Origin of the sequence: Paenibacillus riograndensis SBR5 (assembly GCF_000981585.1) — a bacterium.
Lineage (GTDB): Bacteria > Bacillota > Bacilli > Paenibacillales > Paenibacillaceae > Paenibacillus_AQ > Paenibacillus_AQ riograndensis.
Window position 1 is genome coordinate 2,867,945 of record NZ_LN831776.1, and the last position, 20,025, is coordinate 2,887,969.

The 20,025-nt window shown below is 53.2% G+C and carries 14 protein-coding genes and 1 riboswitch; of the genes, 13 read left to right on the forward strand and 1 reads right to left on the reverse strand.

The genetic code is table 11. The features are described 5' to 3' along the window. Positions 1 to 655 precede the first annotated feature (655 nt). The 5 genes from PRIO_RS11585 to thiH all read left to right on the forward strand — a co-directional run bounded on the left by PRIO_RS11585 (position 656) and on the right by thiH (position 4,813). A complete protein-coding gene (locus PRIO_RS11585; protein WP_020427960.1) occupies positions 656 to 1,525 on the forward strand; it encodes an SDR family oxidoreductase in 870 nt (289 codons plus the stop codon). 176 nt (positions 1,526 to 1,701) lie between these two features. Then, a riboswitch (TPP riboswitch) is annotated at positions 1,702 to 1,803 on the forward strand. 124 nt (positions 1,804 to 1,927) lie between these two features. Further along, a complete protein-coding gene (locus PRIO_RS11590) occupies positions 1,928 to 2,530 on the forward strand; it encodes a thiamine phosphate synthase (RefSeq protein WP_020427959.1) in 603 nt (200 codons plus the stop codon). A gap of 66 nt (positions 2,531 to 2,596) precedes the next feature. Continuing rightward, positions 2,597 to 2,800 carry a sulfur carrier protein ThiS gene (gene thiS / locus PRIO_RS11595; protein ID WP_020427958.1) on the forward strand — a complete coding sequence of 68 codons (204 nt, stop codon included), beginning with the start codon at positions 2,597 to 2,599 and terminating at the stop codon, positions 2,798 to 2,800. Between the two features lie 105 nt (positions 2,801 to 2,905). After that, positions 2,906 to 3,670: a thiazole synthase gene (locus tag PRIO_RS11600; protein ID WP_020427957.1), complete on the forward strand. Its 765-nt coding sequence runs from the start codon at positions 2,906 to 2,908 to the stop codon at positions 3,668 to 3,670. Between the two features lie 30 nt (positions 3,671 to 3,700). After that, positions 3,701 to 4,813, forward strand: coding sequence for a 2-iminoacetate synthase ThiH (thiH, locus tag PRIO_RS11605; protein ID WP_046502429.1), 1,113 nt, complete (start codon positions 3,701 to 3,703; stop codon positions 4,811 to 4,813). Between the two features lie 37 nt (positions 4,814 to 4,850). Here thiH and yfbR read toward each other — a convergent pair whose 3' ends face one another. Next, the gene (gene yfbR, locus PRIO_RS11610; RefSeq protein WP_020427955.1) at positions 4,851 to 5,492 is read right to left on the reverse strand and encodes a 5'-deoxynucleotidase; all 642 of its coding nucleotides are present in this window, start codon (positions 5,490 to 5,492) and stop codon (positions 4,851 to 4,853) included. Positions 5,493 to 5,595: 103 nt separating this feature from the next. On the opposite strand from yfbR, the gene PRIO_RS11615 reads away from it, so the two are divergent. From PRIO_RS11615 to mutM, 8 genes are all read left to right on the forward strand, one after another. Continuing rightward, positions 5,596 to 7,269, forward strand: coding sequence for a fumarate hydratase (locus tag PRIO_RS11615; protein ID WP_020427954.1), 1,674 nt, complete (start codon positions 5,596 to 5,598; stop codon positions 7,267 to 7,269). A 939-nt stretch (positions 7,270 to 8,208) separates the two neighbouring features. After that, positions 8,209 to 11,250: an alpha-amylase family glycosyl hydrolase gene (locus PRIO_RS11620; protein WP_046502436.1), complete on the forward strand. Its 3,042-nt coding sequence runs from the start codon at positions 8,209 to 8,211 to the stop codon at positions 11,248 to 11,250. 328 nt (positions 11,251 to 11,578) lie between these two features. After that, positions 11,579 to 13,372 (forward strand): two-component system histidine kinase PnpS, encoded by a 1,794-nt coding sequence (pnpS, locus tag PRIO_RS11625; protein WP_039787644.1) that lies wholly within the window; start codon positions 11,579 to 11,581, stop codon positions 13,370 to 13,372. Positions 13,373 to 13,732: 360 nt separating this feature from the next. After that, positions 13,733 to 14,461, forward strand: coding sequence for a response regulator transcription factor (locus PRIO_RS11630; protein ID WP_020427952.1), 729 nt, complete (start codon positions 13,733 to 13,735; stop codon positions 14,459 to 14,461). Between the two features lie 127 nt (positions 14,462 to 14,588). Beyond that, a complete protein-coding gene (gene pstB / locus PRIO_RS11635) occupies positions 14,589 to 15,344 on the forward strand; it encodes a phosphate ABC transporter ATP-binding protein PstB (RefSeq protein ID WP_020427951.1) in 756 nt (251 codons plus the stop codon). 67 nt (positions 15,345 to 15,411) lie between these two features. Beyond that, complete coding sequence (phoU, locus tag PRIO_RS11640) at positions 15,412 to 16,071, forward strand: phosphate signaling complex protein PhoU (protein WP_020427950.1); 660 nt, start codon at positions 15,412 to 15,414, stop codon at positions 16,069 to 16,071. A gap of 258 nt (positions 16,072 to 16,329) precedes the next feature. Further along, positions 16,330 to 19,002 carry a DNA polymerase I gene (gene polA, locus PRIO_RS11645; protein ID WP_020427948.1) on the forward strand — a complete coding sequence of 891 codons (2,673 nt, stop codon included), beginning with the start codon at positions 16,330 to 16,332 and terminating at the stop codon, positions 19,000 to 19,002. 51 nt (positions 19,003 to 19,053) lie between these two features. Then, complete coding sequence (mutM, locus tag PRIO_RS11650) at positions 19,054 to 19,896, forward strand: DNA-formamidopyrimidine glycosylase (protein WP_020427947.1); 843 nt, start codon at positions 19,054 to 19,056, stop codon at positions 19,894 to 19,896. Positions 19,897 to 20,025 lie beyond the last annotated feature (129 nt).

A 20,025-nucleotide genomic window follows, 5' to 3' on the forward strand; every position in this document is an offset into this window, starting at 1 on the left:
TTGGAAATCCACAATTGTGAGATTGAAGTGGAAAAAGGGAGCTTAATTGGGCCGAATTTCCTTAGAAAGGGCGAAATGTGCTAAATTAGTTACCCTTTTTCCACTTAACCTGCGGGAGAACAGGGTAATCGGGCAAATTAGTTGCCCTTTTTCCACTTGGAATTGACGGAGGACACATAAAGGGTTTCCCTAAGGTGTTAACCCTTGAAAATCCTGCACGGAATACAACAAAGTGTGATTTAAACAGGCCGAATGGGCTAACATCTTGTACGTTATACAACAATCTGTGTCCTAAGTACGCTAAACGGACAAAAATCTTGTGAATTGTACAACAATATGAGCGCGGCTTCACCAAATGGACGAAAATCCTGCATGATATACAACAAATGCGGGTTTCGTAACCTTCAGGACCCTTATTTACCCGCCAAGGTGATTTTGTATATATGTACACGCTCTAATCCTTCTATTTCTCGCTCAAACGGGTACCATCCTTGTAAGGACGGCGAAGCCGTTTTGTTCTGGAAATTGTTTGGATCACCTGGAAGTGTGGTAAGTAACATAACGTAAAGCGATTGTATAATTGATGACGCAGAAGCCATCCTAATACGATGTGGTTACTTCCCAAAAAAGTTGCACAGCGAAAGGAGAATGGATCATGCCAGACAACAAGCAATCCACAAAAACTTTGCCACCTCAGGTGCAGGACCGGCAGCCCGGAATTGAGAGCGAGATGAAGCCGCGCCCGGAATTTGAAACCTCAAGCTATAAAGCGGCAGGCAAGCTGCTGGGCAAGGCGGCGCTCATTACGGGAGGCGACAGCGGCATTGGGCGCGCGGTTGCCGTTCATTTTGCCAAAGAAGGTGCGGATGTGGTCATTTCCTATCTGAATGAGCATGCCGATGCCGAAGAAACGAAACGCCAGGTCGAGCAGGAGGGCCGGAAGTGTATTCTGGTAGCCGGTGACATCGGGGTAGAAGCGTTCTGCCAGGATCTGATCAACAAAACAGTGGAAGGCCTGGGCAAACTCGACATTCTGATCAACAACGCCGCCGAGCAGCATCCGCAGGACAAGATTGAGGATATCACCTCGGAGCAGCTGGAGCGGACGTTCCGCACCAATATTTTTTCCATGTTCTATTTGACCAAAGCCGCCATGCCGCATTTGAAGAAAGGGTCTACGATCATCAACACGACATCGATCACAGCCTACCGGGGCAGCCCGCAGCTGCTGGACTATTCGTCGACCAAAGGCGCAATTCTCAGCTTCACCCGCTCGCTGTCGATGAATCTGGCGGAAAAAGGCATCCGTGTCAATGCCGTAGCTCCGGGCCCGATCTGGACACCGCTGATTCCATCTACGTTTGATGCCAAAAAGGTCAGCGAGTTCGGCGGCACACAGCCGATGAAACGTCCGGGACAGCCGGAAGAGCTGGCTCCAGCCTATGTCTACCTGGCTTCGGAGGATTCATCCTATGTCAGCGGGCAGGTAATGCATGTCAATGGCGGGGAAATTGTCAACGGCTAAGAGCCGATGTGTAAACCAGGCTTGCTTAAAAATACAGCAGCAAAAAGAGCGTGCCCTCGCGGCCCGCTCTTTTTGCTGCACATGCCAAGTGCCAGGGAAGCAGTTTTTCGGCAAAAGGGATAGCTTTTCCGAGGAATTATATGTTAATATGAACCACGTCAGCAACTGAATATTGGAATTGTCCCTAGGGGTGCCGCAAGGCTGAGACGAACGTTCCGTTCGGACCCTTTGAACCTGATCTGGTTAAAACCAGCGTAGGAAAGCGGAGAATGAATGAACTGCAGCGGGGTTGTATCCATATACGCCCGTATTCCTGTACAAATTTATGACTGCCTCCTATCGGGGGCGGTTTTTTTGTGTGTCCGGCCTGCTCCAAGAATATAGCGAAAAGAAGGTGAAGCTGTGGCGGAGATTCATTTGATCTCGGACGGGAAGCTGGAGCCGGGAAGGTTCATTAATCTAGCAGCGGCTGTATATCCGCTCGTGGACTACATCCACCTCCGGGAAAAGCACCGGCCCGCCCTGGAGCTGCTGGACATGGCGAAGCAGCTGCTGCTTGCGGGGGTTCCCGCTTCCAGCCTGGTCATCAATGACCGGCTGGATGTTGCGCTGGCCGCCGGTGCAGGCGCTGTTCAACTGGCCTGGAACAGCCTGCCGCCGGCCTCGGCCCGCGCCGCCGCTCCCGGCCTGCGGCTGGGAAGGTCGGTGCATTCCGCGGCGGAAGCTGCGGAAGCGGGCCGGCATGGGGCCGACTACGGCCTGTTCGGCCATGTTTTTCCTACCGCCTGCAAACCCGGTCAGCAGGAGCGCGGTTTGGGGCTGCTGGCGGAAGCGGTGCGCCGCAGCCGTATGCCGCTGATTGCCATCGGCGGCATAGAGCCGGGCAATGCCGCTCAGGTGATCCGGCAGGGCGCAGCCGGGATTGCGGTCATGTCCGGCATTTGCAGTACGGAAGACCCTGTGGCCGCCGCGCGTGCTTACCGGTTGGCGGTCCGGGAGGCTTGAAGCGGGAGTCAGTCTCATCCGGTTCGGGCCGCTCTGGATGTCATAACGCAAAGGAGGTGAGAAGGCATGAATCTGATCATCAATGGCAAAGCCCTGGAGATAGCGGAAGACTGCCGGACGGTAGCGGATCTGCTCAGCCGGCCCGAATGGAGCGGACGGCTTGTGATCGTGGAGCGCAATGGGGAAATTGTGAACAGGGAGCATTACGCCGGGACATCGTTCAGCGAAGGGGACCGGCTGGAGCTGGTGCATTTTGTAGGCGGGGGCTGAAGCGGGTTTTCGGGTGCGGGCTAATGGGAATGTTTCAGTCCCGTGGAGCTCTTCATTCAGCAAACCCGGCAGTTATTATCCTATTCCATACCAGGAGGCGAGTTTATGTTAGATCCATTAGTGATTGGCGGCATCACATTATCAAGCCGGCTGTTCATCGGCACCGGCAAATACAGCCGGAATACGCTGATTCCCGAGGTGGTTGCGTCTTCAGGCTCACAGGTGATCACGGTTGCCCTTCGCCGCGTAGATCCCGAGAGCCGCGACAATATTGTCAGCCATATTCCTCCCCATATGACCCTGCTGCCTAACACGTCAGGGGCGCGCACCGCCGGGGAAGCGGTGCGGATCGCCCGGCTGGCCAGAGCCGCAGGCCTTGGCAACTGGGTCAAGATCGAGGTCATTAACGATCAGAAATATCTTTTGCCGGATAATCTGGAGACCATCCGGGCTACGGAGATACTGGCCGCCGAAGGTTTTGTGGTGCTGCCGTATATGAGCCCGGACCTCTCCGCTGCAATTCGGATGAAAGAGGCTGGAGCAGCCGCAATTATGCCGCTCGGCTCACCTATCGGCTCGAACCGCGGCCTGCGGACCAAAGAGCTGCTCCGCATTCTCATCTCGGAGGTGGATCTTCCGGTTATTGTTGACGCCGGTATCGGCCGTCCGTCCGAAGCGGCGGAAGCGATGGAGCTGGGGGCCGCCGCTGTGCTGCTCAATACGGCTATCGCTACCGCCCGTGATCCGCTGCTGATGGCTGAAGCCTTCCGTGAAGCAGTGTCTTCGGGCCGCAAGGCCTATTTGGCTGGACTCGGTCCGGTGGAAGAGAATGCGGTCGCCTCTTCGCCTTTGACCGGATTTCTGAAGTGATTCTAAGCCTAACTGAAAGGAGGGAGAACCATGAGTTTTTATGAATCATTGACCCGTCTGGAGCAGCTTCCTTACGAGAGCCTGTGGCAGCAGTTCCAGGTAGAGGATGTGAAGCGGGCACTATGCAAGGACCGCCTGGATGAAAGCGACCTGCTGGCCCTGCTGTCCCCGGCTGCGGAGCCATGTCTGGAGGAGATAGCCCGGCGTGCGCAGCGGCTGACCCGTACGCATTTCGGGCATGTGATGCAGCTGTTCACACCGATGTATCTGGCTGATTTTTGTGTGAATCACTGCACCTATTGCAGCTTCAGCTCCATATATGATTTTCCGCGAAAAAGATTGACGCCTGAGGAGGTCAGACAAGAGGCGATCGCGATCGCCTCCACAGGCCTGCGCCATCTTCTGGTGCTGACCGGAGAATCGCGCAGTGCGAGCCCGGCTTCTTATGTGAAGGAATGCGTAGAAATTCTGCACGAGTACTTCCCTTCGGTAAGTATTGAGGTGAATCCGCTGTCCACTGCGGAATACCGGGAGCTTAGGGAAGCGGGAGTGGACGGTTTGACCCTGTATCAGGAGGTTTATCATCAGGAAACGTACCGGAAGCTGCATGTAAAAGGCCCCAAAAGGGTCTTCCGCAACCGTCTGGATGCCCCTGAACGGGGCTGTCAGGCCGGCTTCCGCGCTGTTAACATCGGTGCGCTCCTTGGGATGTATGACTGGCGGCAGGAGGCGTTCATGACCGCGATGCATGCGAGGTATCTGCAGGACAAGTATCCGGAATGTGAAATCGGCTTGTCCGCCCCGCGTTTCCGGCCGTATTTGGGGGAGTTCAACCCGGATAGCGATGTTACGGACCGGGCGCTGGTGCAGATTATTTTGGCCTACCGCCTGTTTCTGCCCCGTTCCGGCATTACTTTGTCTACCCGGGAGCCTGCCCCGCTGCGTAATCATCTGATCCACCTGGGCATCACCAAAATGTCTGCAGGCGTCTCCACTGAAGTGGGAGGACACACCCAAGATGGCGGAACTCCGCAGTTCGAAATTTCGGATGAACGGAGTGTAGAAGAAATTACGGACATGCTTCAGGCAAACGGCCTGCAGCCGGTCTTCAAGGATTGGGATCTGCTGGGGCTGCAAGCGTAAAGGGAGGATCATTAACGCGCAGCTTGTCCACTACTCATCACGGGGTGCCTTCGTCCTCCAGGGCCTGTCCGCCGCCTGCTCCGGCAGACAGCTCGTCCAGGGACAGCTCGAAGCCGGGGGCCATATGAGCCAGAAAATATTCCATTTCCGGCATCTCAAGCCCGCGCAGCTTCGCGGCGGTCTGCACTTTCGCGGCGGCAAATTCGCGGTTGCCTGCGGCGACCTCCCAGACGCATTTCAAATAAGCGTCGAGATGGTCGGCCGCTTTGACATAACGCAGCAAACGGGCATCTTCGGAGCCGGAGGGGCTGTCCTGCGGCTGCAGGAGCGGCGCATAGACGGAGGATAGCTCCGGCGGAATCATCCCTATAAGCCGCTCGGCGGCGATCCGTTCCATGTCGCGGAAGCTGGACAGGAGGCGCGGGTTGTTGTGCTTGACCGGCGTAGCGATATCGCCGGTGAAGACTTCGGTGGCGTCATGGAACAGCGCCATTGCAGCCGCCCGGTCGGCGTTCAGCGAACGGGCAAAATGGACGTTGCCGATGGAGCAGAGCATATGCGACAGCAGGGCTACCTGGAACGAGTGCTGCGCCACGTTCTCCGGTGCGGTGCTGCGCATCAGGCTCCAGCGCTGGATATACTGGAGCCGGTACAAATAGGCTGAAAAATGGTAATTCAATTTTAAAGTAACCCCTTTCATGCGTGGTTTAATATGTTATGATAAAGTTAATTGTAACAGAGTTTGGACAACCACAAACGCATGGAGAGGAGCTGGACTGAAGATGCAGCATTTTGAAGACAGCGTTTATGATCTGATTGTTGAAACCTCCACCAATCTGCCGGGCGATGTGCGCCGGGCAGTAGCCAAAGGACGCGCCCTGGAGGACCGCGCCACCCGCTCCGGTCTCGCACTCACCACCATTGCGCAGAATATCGGCATGGCTGAGCTTCAGGTATCGCCAATCTGCCAGGATACGGGGATGCCGACTTTTATTATTCATACACCGGTAGGTGTAAATCAGATTGAGATGAAAAAGGATATTCATAACGCCATCATCCGTGCAACGATAAACGGCAAGCTGCGCCCCAACTCCGTCGACTCCCTGACCGGCGAGAACAGCGGGAATAATCTGGGTGCCGGCACACCGGTAATTCATTTTGAGCAGTGGGAAGAAACAGGCGTGGATGTTCGTCTGATCTTGAAGGGCGGGGGCTGTGAAAACAAGAATATCCAGTACAGCCTCCCGGCGGAACTGGAGGGCCTCGGCAAAGCGGGCCGCGATCTCGACGGTATCCGCAAATGCATCCTCCACTCCGTATATCAGGCTCAGGGACAGGGCTGCAGTGCAGGTTTCATCGGTGTGGGCATCGGCGGGGACCGGACTACGGGGTATGAGCTGGCCAAGAAACAGCTGTTCCGCGAAGTGGAGGATGTCAATCCGAATGACGATCTCGCCAAGCTGGAAGAGTATATTATGGAGAATGCAAACAAGCTGGGGATCGGCACGATGGGCTTCGGCGGAGAAGTCACACTCCTGGGCTGCAAAATCGGCGTAATGAACCGGCTTCCGGCCAGCTTTTTTGTCTCTGTGGCCTATAATTGCTGGGCATTCCGCCGCCAGGGCATCCTGGTTGATCCGTCCACCGGTCATATTCAGGAATGGCTGTATGAGAGCGGCACGGGAATCTCCGTGGGTGCTGAAGACGGTGCTGCACCTGCTGCTGTGCTTGAGGCAGTCAGCGCTGCTGCCGAAGGAGCAGACTGCGGTGTTGTTTCCGAGGATGCGGCGATCCCTGCGGCACCTGCCGTGCTCTCGGCTGCTGAAGCTGAGGCGAAGCTTGCCGGGAAGCCGGCGGAAGCTGCGGCGGGGGAATCCCGGGAGGTCCGGCTGACCACGCCGGTCAGCGAGGAAGACATCCGCAGCCTGCGGGTGGGCGATGTAGTCATCCTGTCTGGAGAAATGCACACCGGCCGCGACGCGCTGCATAAGTATCTGATGGACCATGAAGCACCGGTGGATCTGAACGGGGCGGTAATCTATCACTGCGGCCCGGTCATGCTGAAGGACGAGGAAGGCTGGCATGTAAAAGCGGCAGGCCCGACTACCAGCATCCGTGAAGAGCCGTATCAGGGCGACATTATCAAGAAATTCGGCATCCGCGCTGTCATCGGCAAAGGGGGAATGGGCCCCAAGACGCTTAAGGCGCTGCAGGAGCATGGCGGTGTCTATCTCAACGCGATCGGCGGTGCCGCGCAGTATTATGCCGAGTGCATCAAGAAGGTGAATGGCGTCGACTTCATGGAGTTTGGAATCCCGGAGGCCATGTGGCATTTGCAGGTTGACGGCTTTGCGGCCATTGTAACTATGGATGCGCACGGCAACAGCCTCCATGCTGATGTGGAAAAGGATTCTGCCGCCAAACTGGCGCAGTTCCGGGAACCGGTGTTTAAATAACCGGCCCAAATGAGCAGGTCATATAGGGGACGACAAGCGATTCAGTAAGTGAATCGGGTAGCGGATCGAATAGGCGCCCGGGTAAGCGGCTCGGGTAGCGCCCCAGATAAGCGGCCTAGGTAAGCAGTCCTGGTAAGCGCTCCAGTATGAGGCAAAAGTTTGTCCATAGTTACTTCACAGGCCTTCTTCCATTTCTCATGGAGGGGGCTTTTTTTCAACTATTCTAAAATGCCCTGGCAGCTGAAGCTTGTGCACCCACGCAACGGACAGGCTTCAGCCCTCAAAAATTATGAACCGGGCAGCCGTCCCTAGTGGGAAAAGGTCCACTAATTGAACTCATTTGCTTATGGAGGATCGTATGTTGGAAAAAGTACCACTAATTAAACTCTCTTAGCTTGTGGAAGTTCCTATGTTGGAAAAAGTACCACTAATTCGGCTGAAAGCGGCCGTAAGGGATGAATATTCCTGAATTAGGTGTACAAAATCCCACTAAAACCTTCTGTAGCCAGGATTACAGCAAATTAGTTTTACTTTTTCCACTTAGCTTTAGTCCTGGTGAGCTTCATTGCGTCCCAAGCTTTCAAGTTCTCTAGCTCAACTAATATAGTAGGCGCACGAAAGAAATAGAGGTGAAAATATCTCTGATTAAGCAGCTGGCGGGCCCCGGACAGAAATCAGAGGTAGTTGTGCATATATATACATAAAAACCATAATTTGCATTATATGTTTGGTGGCTGTAAAGACCACGGACCCAATAATCTATAGGAATTCTCCATTCCGGCGAGGGATATTTATTATGCTTGACAACGCATACATATACATGGTAATTTTTATGAGGGAAACCGGTTTCCTTATCTAGCGGCATAGTCTTGTAAGTTATGTAAGGGTATTCACTGGCAGTAAGGTTCGATATGCGCTCTTATGAGAGGGAGATGAGGAATGAAACGAAAACTATGGCTTATTCCGGCTCTAATTACGTCCATTGTTCTGTCTATTACGGCTAACTTGTTTGTGCTTCCGCCTACACAGGTTGAGGCAGCCAGCATTGGTACTGTTACTGAAAATGACACGATTTATCAAATTATGGTAGATCGCTTCAATGACGGGGATACCTCCAATAATGCTACCGGTGCGGCTATCCGCTACGGCGAAAACTCGGAGGAGGATTTCCGCTATATGAAGGGTGGCGATTGGCAAGGGGTTATAGACAAGCTGCCCTATATTCATAACATGGGGTATACCGCGATTTGGATCTCTCCGGTGGCAGAACCGCAGGTGACAAGTCGTGACAACAACGGTACAGGAAAAAACACAGCGTACCACGGTTACAATGTTAAAAACCCCAATGCTGCCAATCCTTACTTTGGAACCAAAGAAAAGCTTAAGGAACTGGTGGATTCCGCGCATGCGCTCGGCATAAAAGTTATTATCGACGTTGTGCCGAATCACATCGGAGACTATATGCTGGGCAGTCAGGCTTATTATGATATTCCAGGACTGCAGCCCGCAGCTCCGTTCAATAATCCGGCCTGGTATCACCATAATGGCGATATTAACTGGTCATTGGCTGACGGAAGATATGATCAGTGGGCTCAGGATTATATGGAGAATCACGATCTTGGCGGGCTGGATGATCTCGACCTTGACGTCCCTGCGGCCAAACAGGCTATATTCAATTCCATTAAAGGGTGGTTTGACTACACGGGAGCAGACGGTGCGCGTGTGGATGCCGCCAAGCTGATCAAGCCGACGGATATCGGTGAACTGCAGAATCTTCTGGGAGTTAATACTTTTGGTGAGAATTTTGACGGCAATGCCGAATTTGTCTCCCGCTGGGTTGGTCCCAACAAGGAGTGGGGCATGCTTGACTTCCCGCTGTTCTTCTCGGTGCTGAACAGTTTCGCTTACGGACAGTCCTTTGATTCCAACATTAAGAGCACACTTGCTCAGGATTCTTATTACAACGGGAATGCGAACCATATGGTTACCTTTATCGACAATCATGACCGCAACCGTTTCCTAACGGAAGCCGGAGGCAATGTAGACAAAATGCAGAACGCATTGTCTTTTATCTTTACGGTCCGTGGAACACCGGTGGTTTTTCAGGGGACTGAACAGAATAAAGGCAACGGGAACGGCCAGATTATGACAGGCGGAATCGCTGATACTTGGAACCGCTGGTCCATGGTAAAGCGGGATGCGGGCGGCAACGTTTTGGAGAATTACTTTAATGAGAATACTAGCACTTATAAGCATATTGCCAAACTGAATGATATCCGCAAAAATAATCCGGCGCTGCGCACAGGCACCCAGCGTGAAATGTGGTCAGCCCAGAATCTGTACGCCTTCTCGCGCCGTATAGACAGCGGAACCAATGTGGGACAGGAAGTCATTTCTGTTTTCAGCAATGCATCGGGCGGTTCACAGACAGTTACAATTCCGCTGCGCGCGGAAAGCTCTCTGACTGCAGGAACAGTTCTGATTAATCAACTTAATACTTCCGACAAGGTAACGGTGCAGGCAGGTGGAACAACCGGCAAGCAAATTACCGTAACAGTGGGAGCGAATTCGGCCAAAATCTATTCCAAAACACAGCCGGTAGTAGATACCGAGGCACCGTCTGTTCCAAGCAATGTAACAGCCACCGTGCAGAATGCATCCAGTGTGCTCGTAAATTGGACAGCTTCTACGGATAATGTCGGGGTTACCGGTTATGAAATTTACCGCAACGGAGTCAAAGTAGGCACATCAGCAACCACATCGTATACGGATAATACTGTAGCATCGCAGACCAATTACAGCTATACGGTAAAAGCTTTTGATGCCGCAGGGAACCTGTCGGCATTCAGCGCAGCGGCTCTGGTGACCACTCCAGCCGGAAATAATGTAACGATCTACTATAAGCAAGGCTACACTACACCTTACATCCACTACCGTCCTGTTGGCGGCACCTGGACGGCAGCACCGGGAGTAGCCATGCCGGCAGCCGAAGTGTCCGGCTATAACAAGATCACGATCAATATCGGCTCCGCCACCCAGTTGGAGGCCGCTTTTAATAATGGCAGCGGCACCTGGGACAGCAACGGCGGCAGCAATTATCTGTTCGGCACCGGCACCTGGACCTACACACCTACAGGAAACATCAAATCGGGGGGACCGGTGACACCGACAACCACACCAACACCGACGCCAACGGCTACACCAACACCGACGCCAACGGCCACACCAACAGCAACACCAACACCGACGCCAACAGCCACGCCAACACCGACGCCAACGGCCACACCAACAGCAACACCGACGCCAACAGCCACGCCAACGGCTACACCAACAGCCACACCAACGGTAACACCGACTGTTACACCTACGGCAACACCAGTTGGCAATTCAGTGACCATTTATTACAAAAACACAGCATTTACGAACTCTTATATTCATTATAAGCTGGACGGATCGACAGTGTGGACCACTTCTCCGGGAGAGCAGATGCAGGCATCATCTTACTCTGGCTATAAGGCGGCTACGATCCAATTGGGCAGTGCCGCAGGGCTGACCGCCGCCTTTAACAATGGCAGCGGGGCGTGGGACAACAACGGCAGCAGCAATTACCACTTTGGAGCAGGCACGTGGAGCCTGGTGAACGGCAGCATTGCTGCAGGAGAACCGCAGGCGGACAGCGTGACTTTCCGGGTGAGCGTGCCGGGTACAACTCCTGCAAACGGACCGCTGTACTTAACCGGAAGCTTCAACAGCTGGAACGCAGCGGACCCGGCGTACCAATTGACCAAAGGCAGCGATGGAGTCTATTCCGTCACAGTGAGCCTGCCCGCAGGTACGGCGGTGCAATACAAGATCACACGCGGAGGCTGGGACACTGTGGAGACCAGCTCAAGCGGTGCGGATATTGCGAACCGGACGCTGACACCAGCCGGTGGAGCGCAAACCGTTAACCTGACTGTACAGCGCTGGAAGGATCAATAACAGCATTAGAAATGCTGCTGGGCATCGCATAAAACATCAAACAAAGAGCGGCACTAAACGAGCCGCTCTTTGTTTTGCACATTTAAGGGTATCATGTGATCTAAGGGTATCATTTTCATTAAGGAGTTTCATGTCATTCAAGAGTATCATGTCATTGAAGGGTTTCACGTCATGCTGTGGCTTGTCAGATTAACCGGATATAAGCTGGACGCTAGAGCATTACGGTTCATTTTACACTGCGTTGATAATTGCTGCGGGAACTGGTATTTTGCCGGAAATGAAGGTAGGATGTTCTCAAGGACACATTCAGAGAAAGAGGATACACCCCATGAGACCGTTTCGCATTCGTCTTACATTCATACTAATGGCCCTGATTGGCATATCCATGATCGGCGCCGGGATCACCATGGCCAAGCTGTTTAAGGATTCGCATATTTCCGCGCTGGAAGAGAACATGTCCCGGGAAATAAATCTGCTCTCCGGCACCTTTCAGTTTACAGACACGGATAGTCCGGGCGCTGTCAGCTACTATACGGAGCAGGCAGAACACATAGCCAAGCTTACCAATTCACGGATTACTTTTATTACTAAGGACGGCAAGGTCATCGGTGACTCCGAGAAAAATCCGCTGGAGATGGACAACCATTCCACCCGCGAGGAGGAAGTGCTGGCGGCAAAAGAGGGGATCGGCCGTGCGATCCGGTACAGTGACACGCTTAACCGCGAGATGCTGTATGTAGCAGGTGCCGTTGTTTCCGACCAGGGCTTTGATGGTTATATCCGTCTGTCCATGGCCCTCGATGCGGTCACCGAAGGCTTGAACCGGGCCTGGATGGTCATGGCGGGCGGACTGGTGCTGCTGTTCATTGCAGCAACCTTTGTAAGCTACAAGGTTGCCTCCGGCATGACCTCTCCGCTTGAGCAGATTACAAGGGTAGCCCGGAGGATTACAGATCTGGATTATGATGCCAGAGTTCCAATGAACCGCCGGGACGAAATCGGTCAGCTTGCAACTGCAATTAATGCCATGGCCGACAGTCTGCAAGCCCAGCTCAAAACGATACGTGACAACGAAGACCTCCTGCAGAGCGTGCTGGATAATATGACAGGCGGCATTGTGATGATTAACGCAGAAGGTGAGATTGCGCTGTTGAACCGGGCGGCGGAGCAGCTGCTGGATGTGAAGAACAGCGAGATGGCCGGCCATTCCTTCAAGGAGCTGAAGCATCACTATGAGCTGAGCCGTTTGATTGAGGAAGGGGTCTCCCGCAATGAGGCGGTTCATGAAGAGCGCAGTATCTATAATCCTACCGAACGGATCGTGCGGCTCGACGGTGTACCGATGATTCAGGACGGCTCCAACCGGGGTATGCTGTTTCTGCTGCAGGAGGTGACGGAAATCCGCCGTCTGGAAAAAATGCGCAGCGAGTTTGTAGCCAACGTCTCCCATGAGCTGAAGACACCGGTCGCTGCCGTCAAGGGCTTTGCGGAGACGCTGCTTGGGGGCGGGGTCAAGGATGAGAAGACCGCGCGCTCTTTTCTGCAGATTATTTATGATGAGAATGAGCGGCTGAACCGGCTGATTGGTGACATTCTGGAGTTATCCAAAATAGAGTCCAAACGCGCGCAGCTTGAATGCTCACCTGTGCATCTGATAGAGTTCTTCGATTCCCTGCTGGAAACGCTCAGCAAGGTGGCTGAGAAGAAAAATATCAGCCTGAACGCATCAGTTCCCGAAGAACTGTTCATGGAAGGGGATGAGGACAAGCTGCGCCAGATCTTCATCAATCTGATCTCCAATGCCATCAATTACACCCAGGATGGCGGAAGTGTAAATGTCAATGTGGTGAACGGCCAGAAGGCTGATGGTACGGAGACAGTCGTTTTTACCGTCAGAGATACCGGCATGGGGATTCCGCGCAAGGACCTGCCGCGCATATTTGAGAGATTCTACCGGGTGGACAAAGCCAGATCGAGAAGCTCCGGCGGAACCGGGCTTGGACTGTCGATCGTCAAGCATTTGGTGGAGCTGCATCATGGCTCGATTTCAGTAGAAAGCGACCTGGGTATCGGCAGTTCCTTTATTCTGGAGCTTCCTCTTCTGCAGGATGAACCACACTGAGGTTACCGGATTTATATGAATAGTTCAGGGCAATCTTTCCCTTTAGACGGATTGCCAGCTAAGGCCTGAAGCGCTAGTATTAATTTGAACAAAAAAATAGGAATAGTTGGCAAGGTACGCTTAATACAGATGCCGAAGCCGATGCTGGAGCTGTTGTGAATCTCATTCATATTGGCTAGAACCTGCATTCTATTGCACTTTCAATCTATATAAGATTCATGCTCAATCTATACAGGATTAGTGTGGAAAACCGGAAATATCATGAAACCTTTGTTATTTTACACCGGGTTAACATTCCGGTGATATGATGGGCTTGCCTGCAGTTTTGTAAAATTGAAAACATAGAAGACGGGGGAAACTATGGCACAACGATTGCTTGTCATTGAAGACGAACCAACACTGTCCCGGCTGCTGTCGTATAACTTGACGCAGGAAGGCTATGAAGTCACAGTGGAGGATCATGGAACGGCAGGGTATGACCGTGCGGCTAGAGAACCTTTTGACTTGATCGTACTGGATTTGATGCTGCCGGGGATGAACGGGATTGATATTCTGGATAAGCTGCGCAGCCAGGGCATCCGCACGCCTGTAATTGTGCTGACGGCCAAAAATGCCGAAGAGGATGTGGTCAGAGGGCTGAAATCAGGGGCCGATGACTACATAACCAAGCCCTTTGGCGTATCGGAGCTGCTTGCCCGTGTCAGTGCGGTGCTGCGGCGGATCTCCGGCCTCGCCGAAGAAGTTCAGCCGGAAGCTGCAGTATCCGCTTCAACCATTATCCTGGGACAGCTGGAGATCTATCCCGAGCGGTATGAGGTTTCGCTGGGCGGACAGAGCATCAATCTGCGGCCCAAGGAGTTTGAGGTTCTGCTGTATCTGGCCCGCAAGCCGGGGGTGGTGCTGACGCGTGATGACCTGATGAATGCTGTCTGGGGCTTCGACTATATCGGCGGGCAGCGTACAGTGGATGTGCATGTCAGCTCCCTGCGCAAAAAGCTGGAGCTCGACCCGGAATCGGTGCATATCGATTCCATTCGCGGCGTAGGCTATAAACTCGTAGTGAACAAAAAAAGAACGCCAGTCATTTAAGATGACGGCGTTTTTTTCGTAAACCTGACATGTGATTTTACACAGCGTTAACAATTCTCTTCAACTGCATTTACACTGAAAGCTTATCATGGGGTACGAAGATGATGAGAAGGAGACGCAAAAACTAATGAAATCCATCATTGACATAGAGAAGCTAGATCTCTACTATGAGTCATTTCACGCGCTGAAAAGCGTGGACCTGCAAGTGCCGGAGAAACAGGTGACTGCTTTTATCGGACCCTCCGGCTGCGGAAAGTCCACTTTGCTGCGCACACTTAACCGGATGAACGACATGATCCCGGGTACACGGATTGAAGGCAAGGTCAACATTGGCGGCAAAAATATTTACAGCGATGAGGTAGAAGTGGAAAGCTTGCGCAAGCAAGTGGGCATGGTGTTTCAGCAGCCGAATCCATTCCCCAAATCGATCTATGACAATGTGGCTTACGGGCCCCGCCTGCACGGAATCCGCGGCAAAGCCGAACTGGATGTGCTGGTAGAACAAAGCCTGCGCCAATCCGCCCTGTGGGAGGAAGTCAAGGATTTTCTGAAGAAATCCGCACTCAGCCTGTCAGGCGGCCAGCAGCAGCGTCTTTGTATTGCCCGTGCGCTTGCGGTTCAGCCGGATATTCTGCTGATGGACGAAGCGACTTCTGCGCTAGACCCGGTTTCCACACTCAAAATCGAGGAATTGGTGCAGGAATTACGGGACAAGTATACGATTGTTATGGTCACACATAATATGCATCAGGCCGCACGGGTATCGGGCCGCACAGTATTTTTCCTGAACGGTGTGATCGTGGAGGCTGCGGATACTGAGATGCTGTTCTCGAATCCCAAGGACTCCCGCACCGAGGACTATATATCAGGACGCTTCGGTTGATCGGGGAGCAGTATGCTCCTGGGAATGACAAGCTGACCATATGTTTTTGAGGAGGAACGCTTTTATCATGATTCGCAGAAAAGAATTCGATAAAGATTTGGAAGAGCTGCGCAGCCTGCTGCAGCAGATGGGCGAGCATGTGACAGATGCGCTGGAAGGCGCGATACTGGCTCTGCAGACCCTGGATACTGCCCGTGCACAGGAGATTGTGAAAGCGGATTTGCGGCTGAATGCCATGGAAGACAGAATCATGGAAATCGGCTCGCGGCTTATTATCACCCAGCAGCCGGTAGCGAAGGACCTGCGCCGCATTATTGTTGCCTTCAAAATATCCAGCGATCTGGAGCGTATGGGTGATCTGGCGCTTGATGTGGCGAAGGTCACTATGCGCGTTCAGGGTCAGCAGCTCATTAAACCGCTTGTGGATATTCCGCGGATGGCAGAAGTGGTAACCGGAATGATAACGGAAGCGATCCAGTCCTATCTGGACGAGAATACCGATCTGGCCTACAAAATGGCTCAGGACGACGACCAGGTCGATCATTTGTATAGCGGCATGATCAATGAGCTGTATGCGTTTATGGTTGAAAAACCGGAGTGCCTGAATCAGGCCATGCTGCTGACGCTGGTCGGCCGTTATATCGAGCGGATAGCCGATCATGCCACCAACATTGGTGAGAGTGTAGTCTACCTGGTAACCGGCAAACGTCCTGATCTGAATCAATAGAGGCGCTTTAGCCCGGTTTCCACGGAATTGTTCAATCAGAACGGGTTGGATATTGCTTTGTTCAATGCAGAAGGCAAGCTTTCTTTAATGGGAGCTTGTTTTTTTGTGGAAAAATACTGTTACCGGTTCTATAGCGGGAAGCGGATGGATATCCTGCAAGCAAACAAAATGCCGGGCAATTACGGCTTAGACGTTTTTGCTTGAGCGGGGCATATGTTAAAATGTAAGGAGTATGCAATGTAAAGGCGAGGTGCTAAAGTGGACAAGTTGATTCTTATAGATGGCAATAACATTATTTACCGCGCATTTTTTGCAATGCCGCCGCTGACGAATACCGCAGGGCAGCAGACGAACGCAGTGTATGGATTTACGACTATGCTGCTGCGTTTAATTGAAGAGCATAAGCCCACCCATATGATTGTTGCGTTTGATGCGGGGAAGATTACGTTCCGGCATGAAGGTTATGAAGATTATAAAGGCGGCCGCCAAAAGACACCGCCTGAGCTCTCCGAGCAATTCCCGATGCTGAAGGACCTGCTGCGGAATCTGGGTGTGCCGCAGTTTGAGATTGACGGCTACGAAGCCGATGATATCATCGGCAGCATCTCCCGCGAGGCGGACGAAGCCGGACGGCAGGTCATGATCGTGTCCGGGGACAAGGATATGCTGCAGCTGGCTTCAGAGCATACAACGGTGGCTTTGGTGCGCAAAGGGGTTACCGAAGTCGAAATGTACGGGCCCCGGCAGATCCGCGAGAAGTATGATCTGACACCGCAGCAGATCATTGATTTGAAAGGTCTGATGGGCGATGCCAGCGACAATATTCCCGGAGTGCCGGGCGTTGGTGAGAAAACAGCGCTGAAGCTGCTGCAGCAGTTCGGGTCTGTGGAGGGCGTGCTGGCCGGAACGGACGAACTGAAGGGCAAGATGAAGGAGAAGCTGGAGGAGCATGCCGACAGTGCCATCATGAGCAAGAAGCTGGCAACGATTTACCGTGAGGTCCCGCTGGAACACGCCTGGGAGGATATGGTCTTCACCGGAATCCGCAGCGATACCGCCGGCCCGGCGCTGGCCAAGCTGGAATTCAAATCCCTGCTGGAACGCCTGTCGCTGAGCGCGTATGCTCCTGCAGGCGGGAACAGCGAAGAGGGCGCCGAAGCCGTAGAGGCTGCTGTGCTGGACATCACCATTGTCCACGAAGCTGAGCTGCCGGACCTGATTGCCGCTTTGCCGGGCATTTCTGCGCTGCATGTCGAGTCTAACGGCGAGAATCCGCACCGTGCCGAAGTGATCGGCTTAGGCCTGTCCTCCCCGGAGCAGCACTACTTTGTGCCGTTTGAGCTGCTTAAGAGTCCTGCAGCGGAGAAGCTGCGGGATTGGCTGGAAGATGAGAAGGCGCCGAAGAGCGGGTACGATCTGCACCGTGCAGATCTGGCGCTGCACTGGCAGGGGATTGCTTTTGCCGGAGCGGCTAATGATGTTCAACTGGCTGCTTACCTGCTGGACCCGACGGAAGCCAACCAGAATCTGTACGACCTTACAGCCAAATATGGCCTGCCCCGCTTGTCTCCGGATGAAGAGGTGTTCGGCAAAGGCGCCAAATATAAAATACCTGAGCTTGAAATTCTGGGCAATCATATCGCCCGCAAAAGCGCCGCCGTGCTTGGCATCGTACAGAAGCAGCAGCAGGAATTGACAGACACGGACATGACCGGCCTGTTCGTTGATCTGGAAATGCCGCTGTCGCGCATTCTGGCCGATATGGAGAAGCAGGGAATTGCCGTGAATAAAGAGGATTTGATCGACCTCGGCAAGGAATTTGAAGCGCAGATTTCCAGGCTCGCCGCGGATATTTATGCGATTTGCGGCACCGAGTTCAACCTGAACTCTCCGAAGCAGCTGGGGGAAATCCTGTTCGTGAAGCTGGGCCTTCCAGTGGTCAAGAAGACCAAAACAGGTTATTCCACAGATGCCGAGGTGCTGGAGAAGCTGGCTCCTTACCATGATGCGGTCAGATTGATTCTGCAATACCGTACCATTGCCAAGCTTCAGTCGACCTATGTGGAAGGCCTGCTCAAGGAAATTTCCCCCGATACCGGGAAAGTGCATACGTTCTACCGCCAGACCATTGCGGCAACCGGACGTCTCAGCAGCCAGTTTCCGAATTTGCAGAATATTCCGATCCGGCTGGAGGAAGGCCGCAAAATCCGCAAAATTTTTGTACCCTCCGAGCCGGGCTGGTCGATTCTGGCGGCGGATTATTCGCAGATCGAACTGCGGGTGCTGGCGCATATTTCCGGTGACGAGCGGATGAAGGAAGCTTTCGTGGAAGATATGGATATTCACACCAAGACAGCGATGGATGTATTCGGGGTCAGCGCCGATCAGGTGGACAGCAACATGCGCCGTTCCGCCAAAGCGGTCAACTTCGGGATTGTGTACGGCATCAGTGATTACGGGCTGTCGCAGAACCTGAATATTTCGCGCAAGGAAGCTTCGCAGTTCATTGAGCAGTACTTCGAAGTGTTCAAGGGAGTGCGCCGCTATATGGATGAGATTGTGGTGGAGGCACGCAAGCAAGGTTATGTCACTACACTGCTGGAACGCCGCCGGTATTTGCCGGAGATCAATGCGAAGAACTTCAATTTGCGCTCTTTTGCCGAGCGTACAGCCATGAATACCCCGATCCAGGGAACGGCAGCGGATATTATTAAGCTGGCTATGGTCCACATGGACAAGGCGCTGCATGAACGCGGACTGAGAAGCCGGATGCTGCTGCAGGTGCACGATGAGCTGGTATTCGAGGTGCCGGAAGATGAGCTGGAACTGATGAAAACGCTGCTGCCTGAAGTGATGGCAGGTGCTTTGAAGCTCTCTGTGCCGCTTAAGGCGGAGGTAAGTTATGGAAGCAACTGGTATGAAGCGAAATAGGCTCCCCGCAAGGGGAGGATATCCGGTATAATGGAGAAGAGGTGAGCCATAATGCCGGAATTACCGGAAGTAGAAACTGTCAAAAGAACACTTAATGCCTTAATTACAGGCAAGCAGATACAGAACGTCACCGTCCGGCTGCCGCGGATCATTCAGCGACCGGATGATATTCAGGCTTTTGCCAACATGCTGGCAGGCCATACAGTAGTACAAGTGGAACGAAGAGGAAAGTTTTTACGTTTTGTGCTGGATGGCCTGGTGATGGTGTCCCATCTGCGGATGGAGGGCCGTTACGGACTTTACCGGGGAGAGGAACCGCTGGACAAGCATACCCATGTCATCTTTCATTTTACCGACGGCACGGAGCTGCGGTACACGGATGTGCGCCAGTTCGGCACCATGCATCTGTTCCAGCCGGGAGAGGACCTGCTGCTGCCGCCGCTGAAGAAGCTGGGGGAGGAGCCGCTGGCACCTTCTTTTACACCGGAACGGTTCAAGGAAATTGTCTCGGGAAAAAGCACCAAAATCAAACCGTTGCTGCTCAATCAGGAATATGTCGTCGGCATCGGCAATATTTATGTAGATGAAGCGCTGCACCGTGCCCGCATTCATCCGGAGACAGGTGCCAAAGCGCTTACAAGCAGTCAGCTGGATCTCTTGCATCATGCAATTGTTGCAACCTTGACAGAGGCTGTAAATGCAGGAGGCTCCTCCGTAAAATCGTATGTCAACGGCCAGGGAGAGAGCGGAAGCTACCAGCATCAGCTGCTTATTTACGGACGCAAGGACCAGCCTTGTGCGAGCTGTGGAACACTGATCGAGAAGACCGTGGTGGGAGGCAGAGGCACGCATTATTGTCCAAGCTGCCAGCCGCAAGCCGGGATCAGCAAGTAAACGTTGCATCGTAAGATTTGGCACTGCCGGACTGTCGGAATTACGTTAAAGTTGTCCATGCAGCTATAAAAGTCAGGCACTCATTGCCCGTCCCGCCCATATACTGTGTGAAGAATGCTGATTAGAGCG

Excerpts from the sequence above, each read along its gene's own strand:
- thiS (WP_020427958.1), top strand. The coding sequence starts at position 2,597 with ATGAATCTGATCATCAATGGCAAAGCCCTGGAGATAGCGGAAGACTGC.
- PRIO_RS11630 (WP_020427952.1), top strand. The coding sequence starts at position 13,733 with ATGGCACAACGATTGCTTGTCATTGAAGACGAACCAACACTGTCCCGG.
- pstB (WP_020427951.1), top strand. The coding sequence starts at position 14,589 with ATGAAATCCATCATTGACATAGAGAAGCTAGATCTCTACTATGAGTCA.
- pnpS (WP_039787644.1), top strand. The coding sequence starts at position 11,579 with ATGAGACCGTTTCGCATTCGTCTTACATTCATACTAATGGCCCTGATT.
- PRIO_RS11615 (WP_020427954.1), top strand. The coding sequence starts at position 5,596 with ATGCAGCATTTTGAAGACAGCGTTTATGATCTGATTGTTGAAACCTCC.
- mutM (WP_020427947.1), top strand. The coding sequence starts at position 19,054 with ATGCCGGAATTACCGGAAGTAGAAACTGTCAAAAGAACACTTAATGCC.
- PRIO_RS11620 (WP_046502436.1), top strand. The coding sequence starts at position 8,209 with ATGAAACGAAAACTATGGCTTATTCCGGCTCTAATTACGTCCATTGTT.
- thiH (WP_046502429.1), top strand. The coding sequence starts at position 3,701 with ATGAGTTTTTATGAATCATTGACCCGTCTGGAGCAGCTTCCTTACGAG.
- phoU (WP_020427950.1), top strand. The coding sequence starts at position 15,412 with ATGATTCGCAGAAAAGAATTCGATAAAGATTTGGAAGAGCTGCGCAGC.
- PRIO_RS11600 (WP_020427957.1), top strand. The coding sequence starts at position 2,906 with ATGTTAGATCCATTAGTGATTGGCGGCATCACATTATCAAGCCGGCTG.
- PRIO_RS11585 (WP_020427960.1), top strand. The coding sequence starts at position 656 with ATGCCAGACAACAAGCAATCCACAAAAACTTTGCCACCTCAGGTGCAG.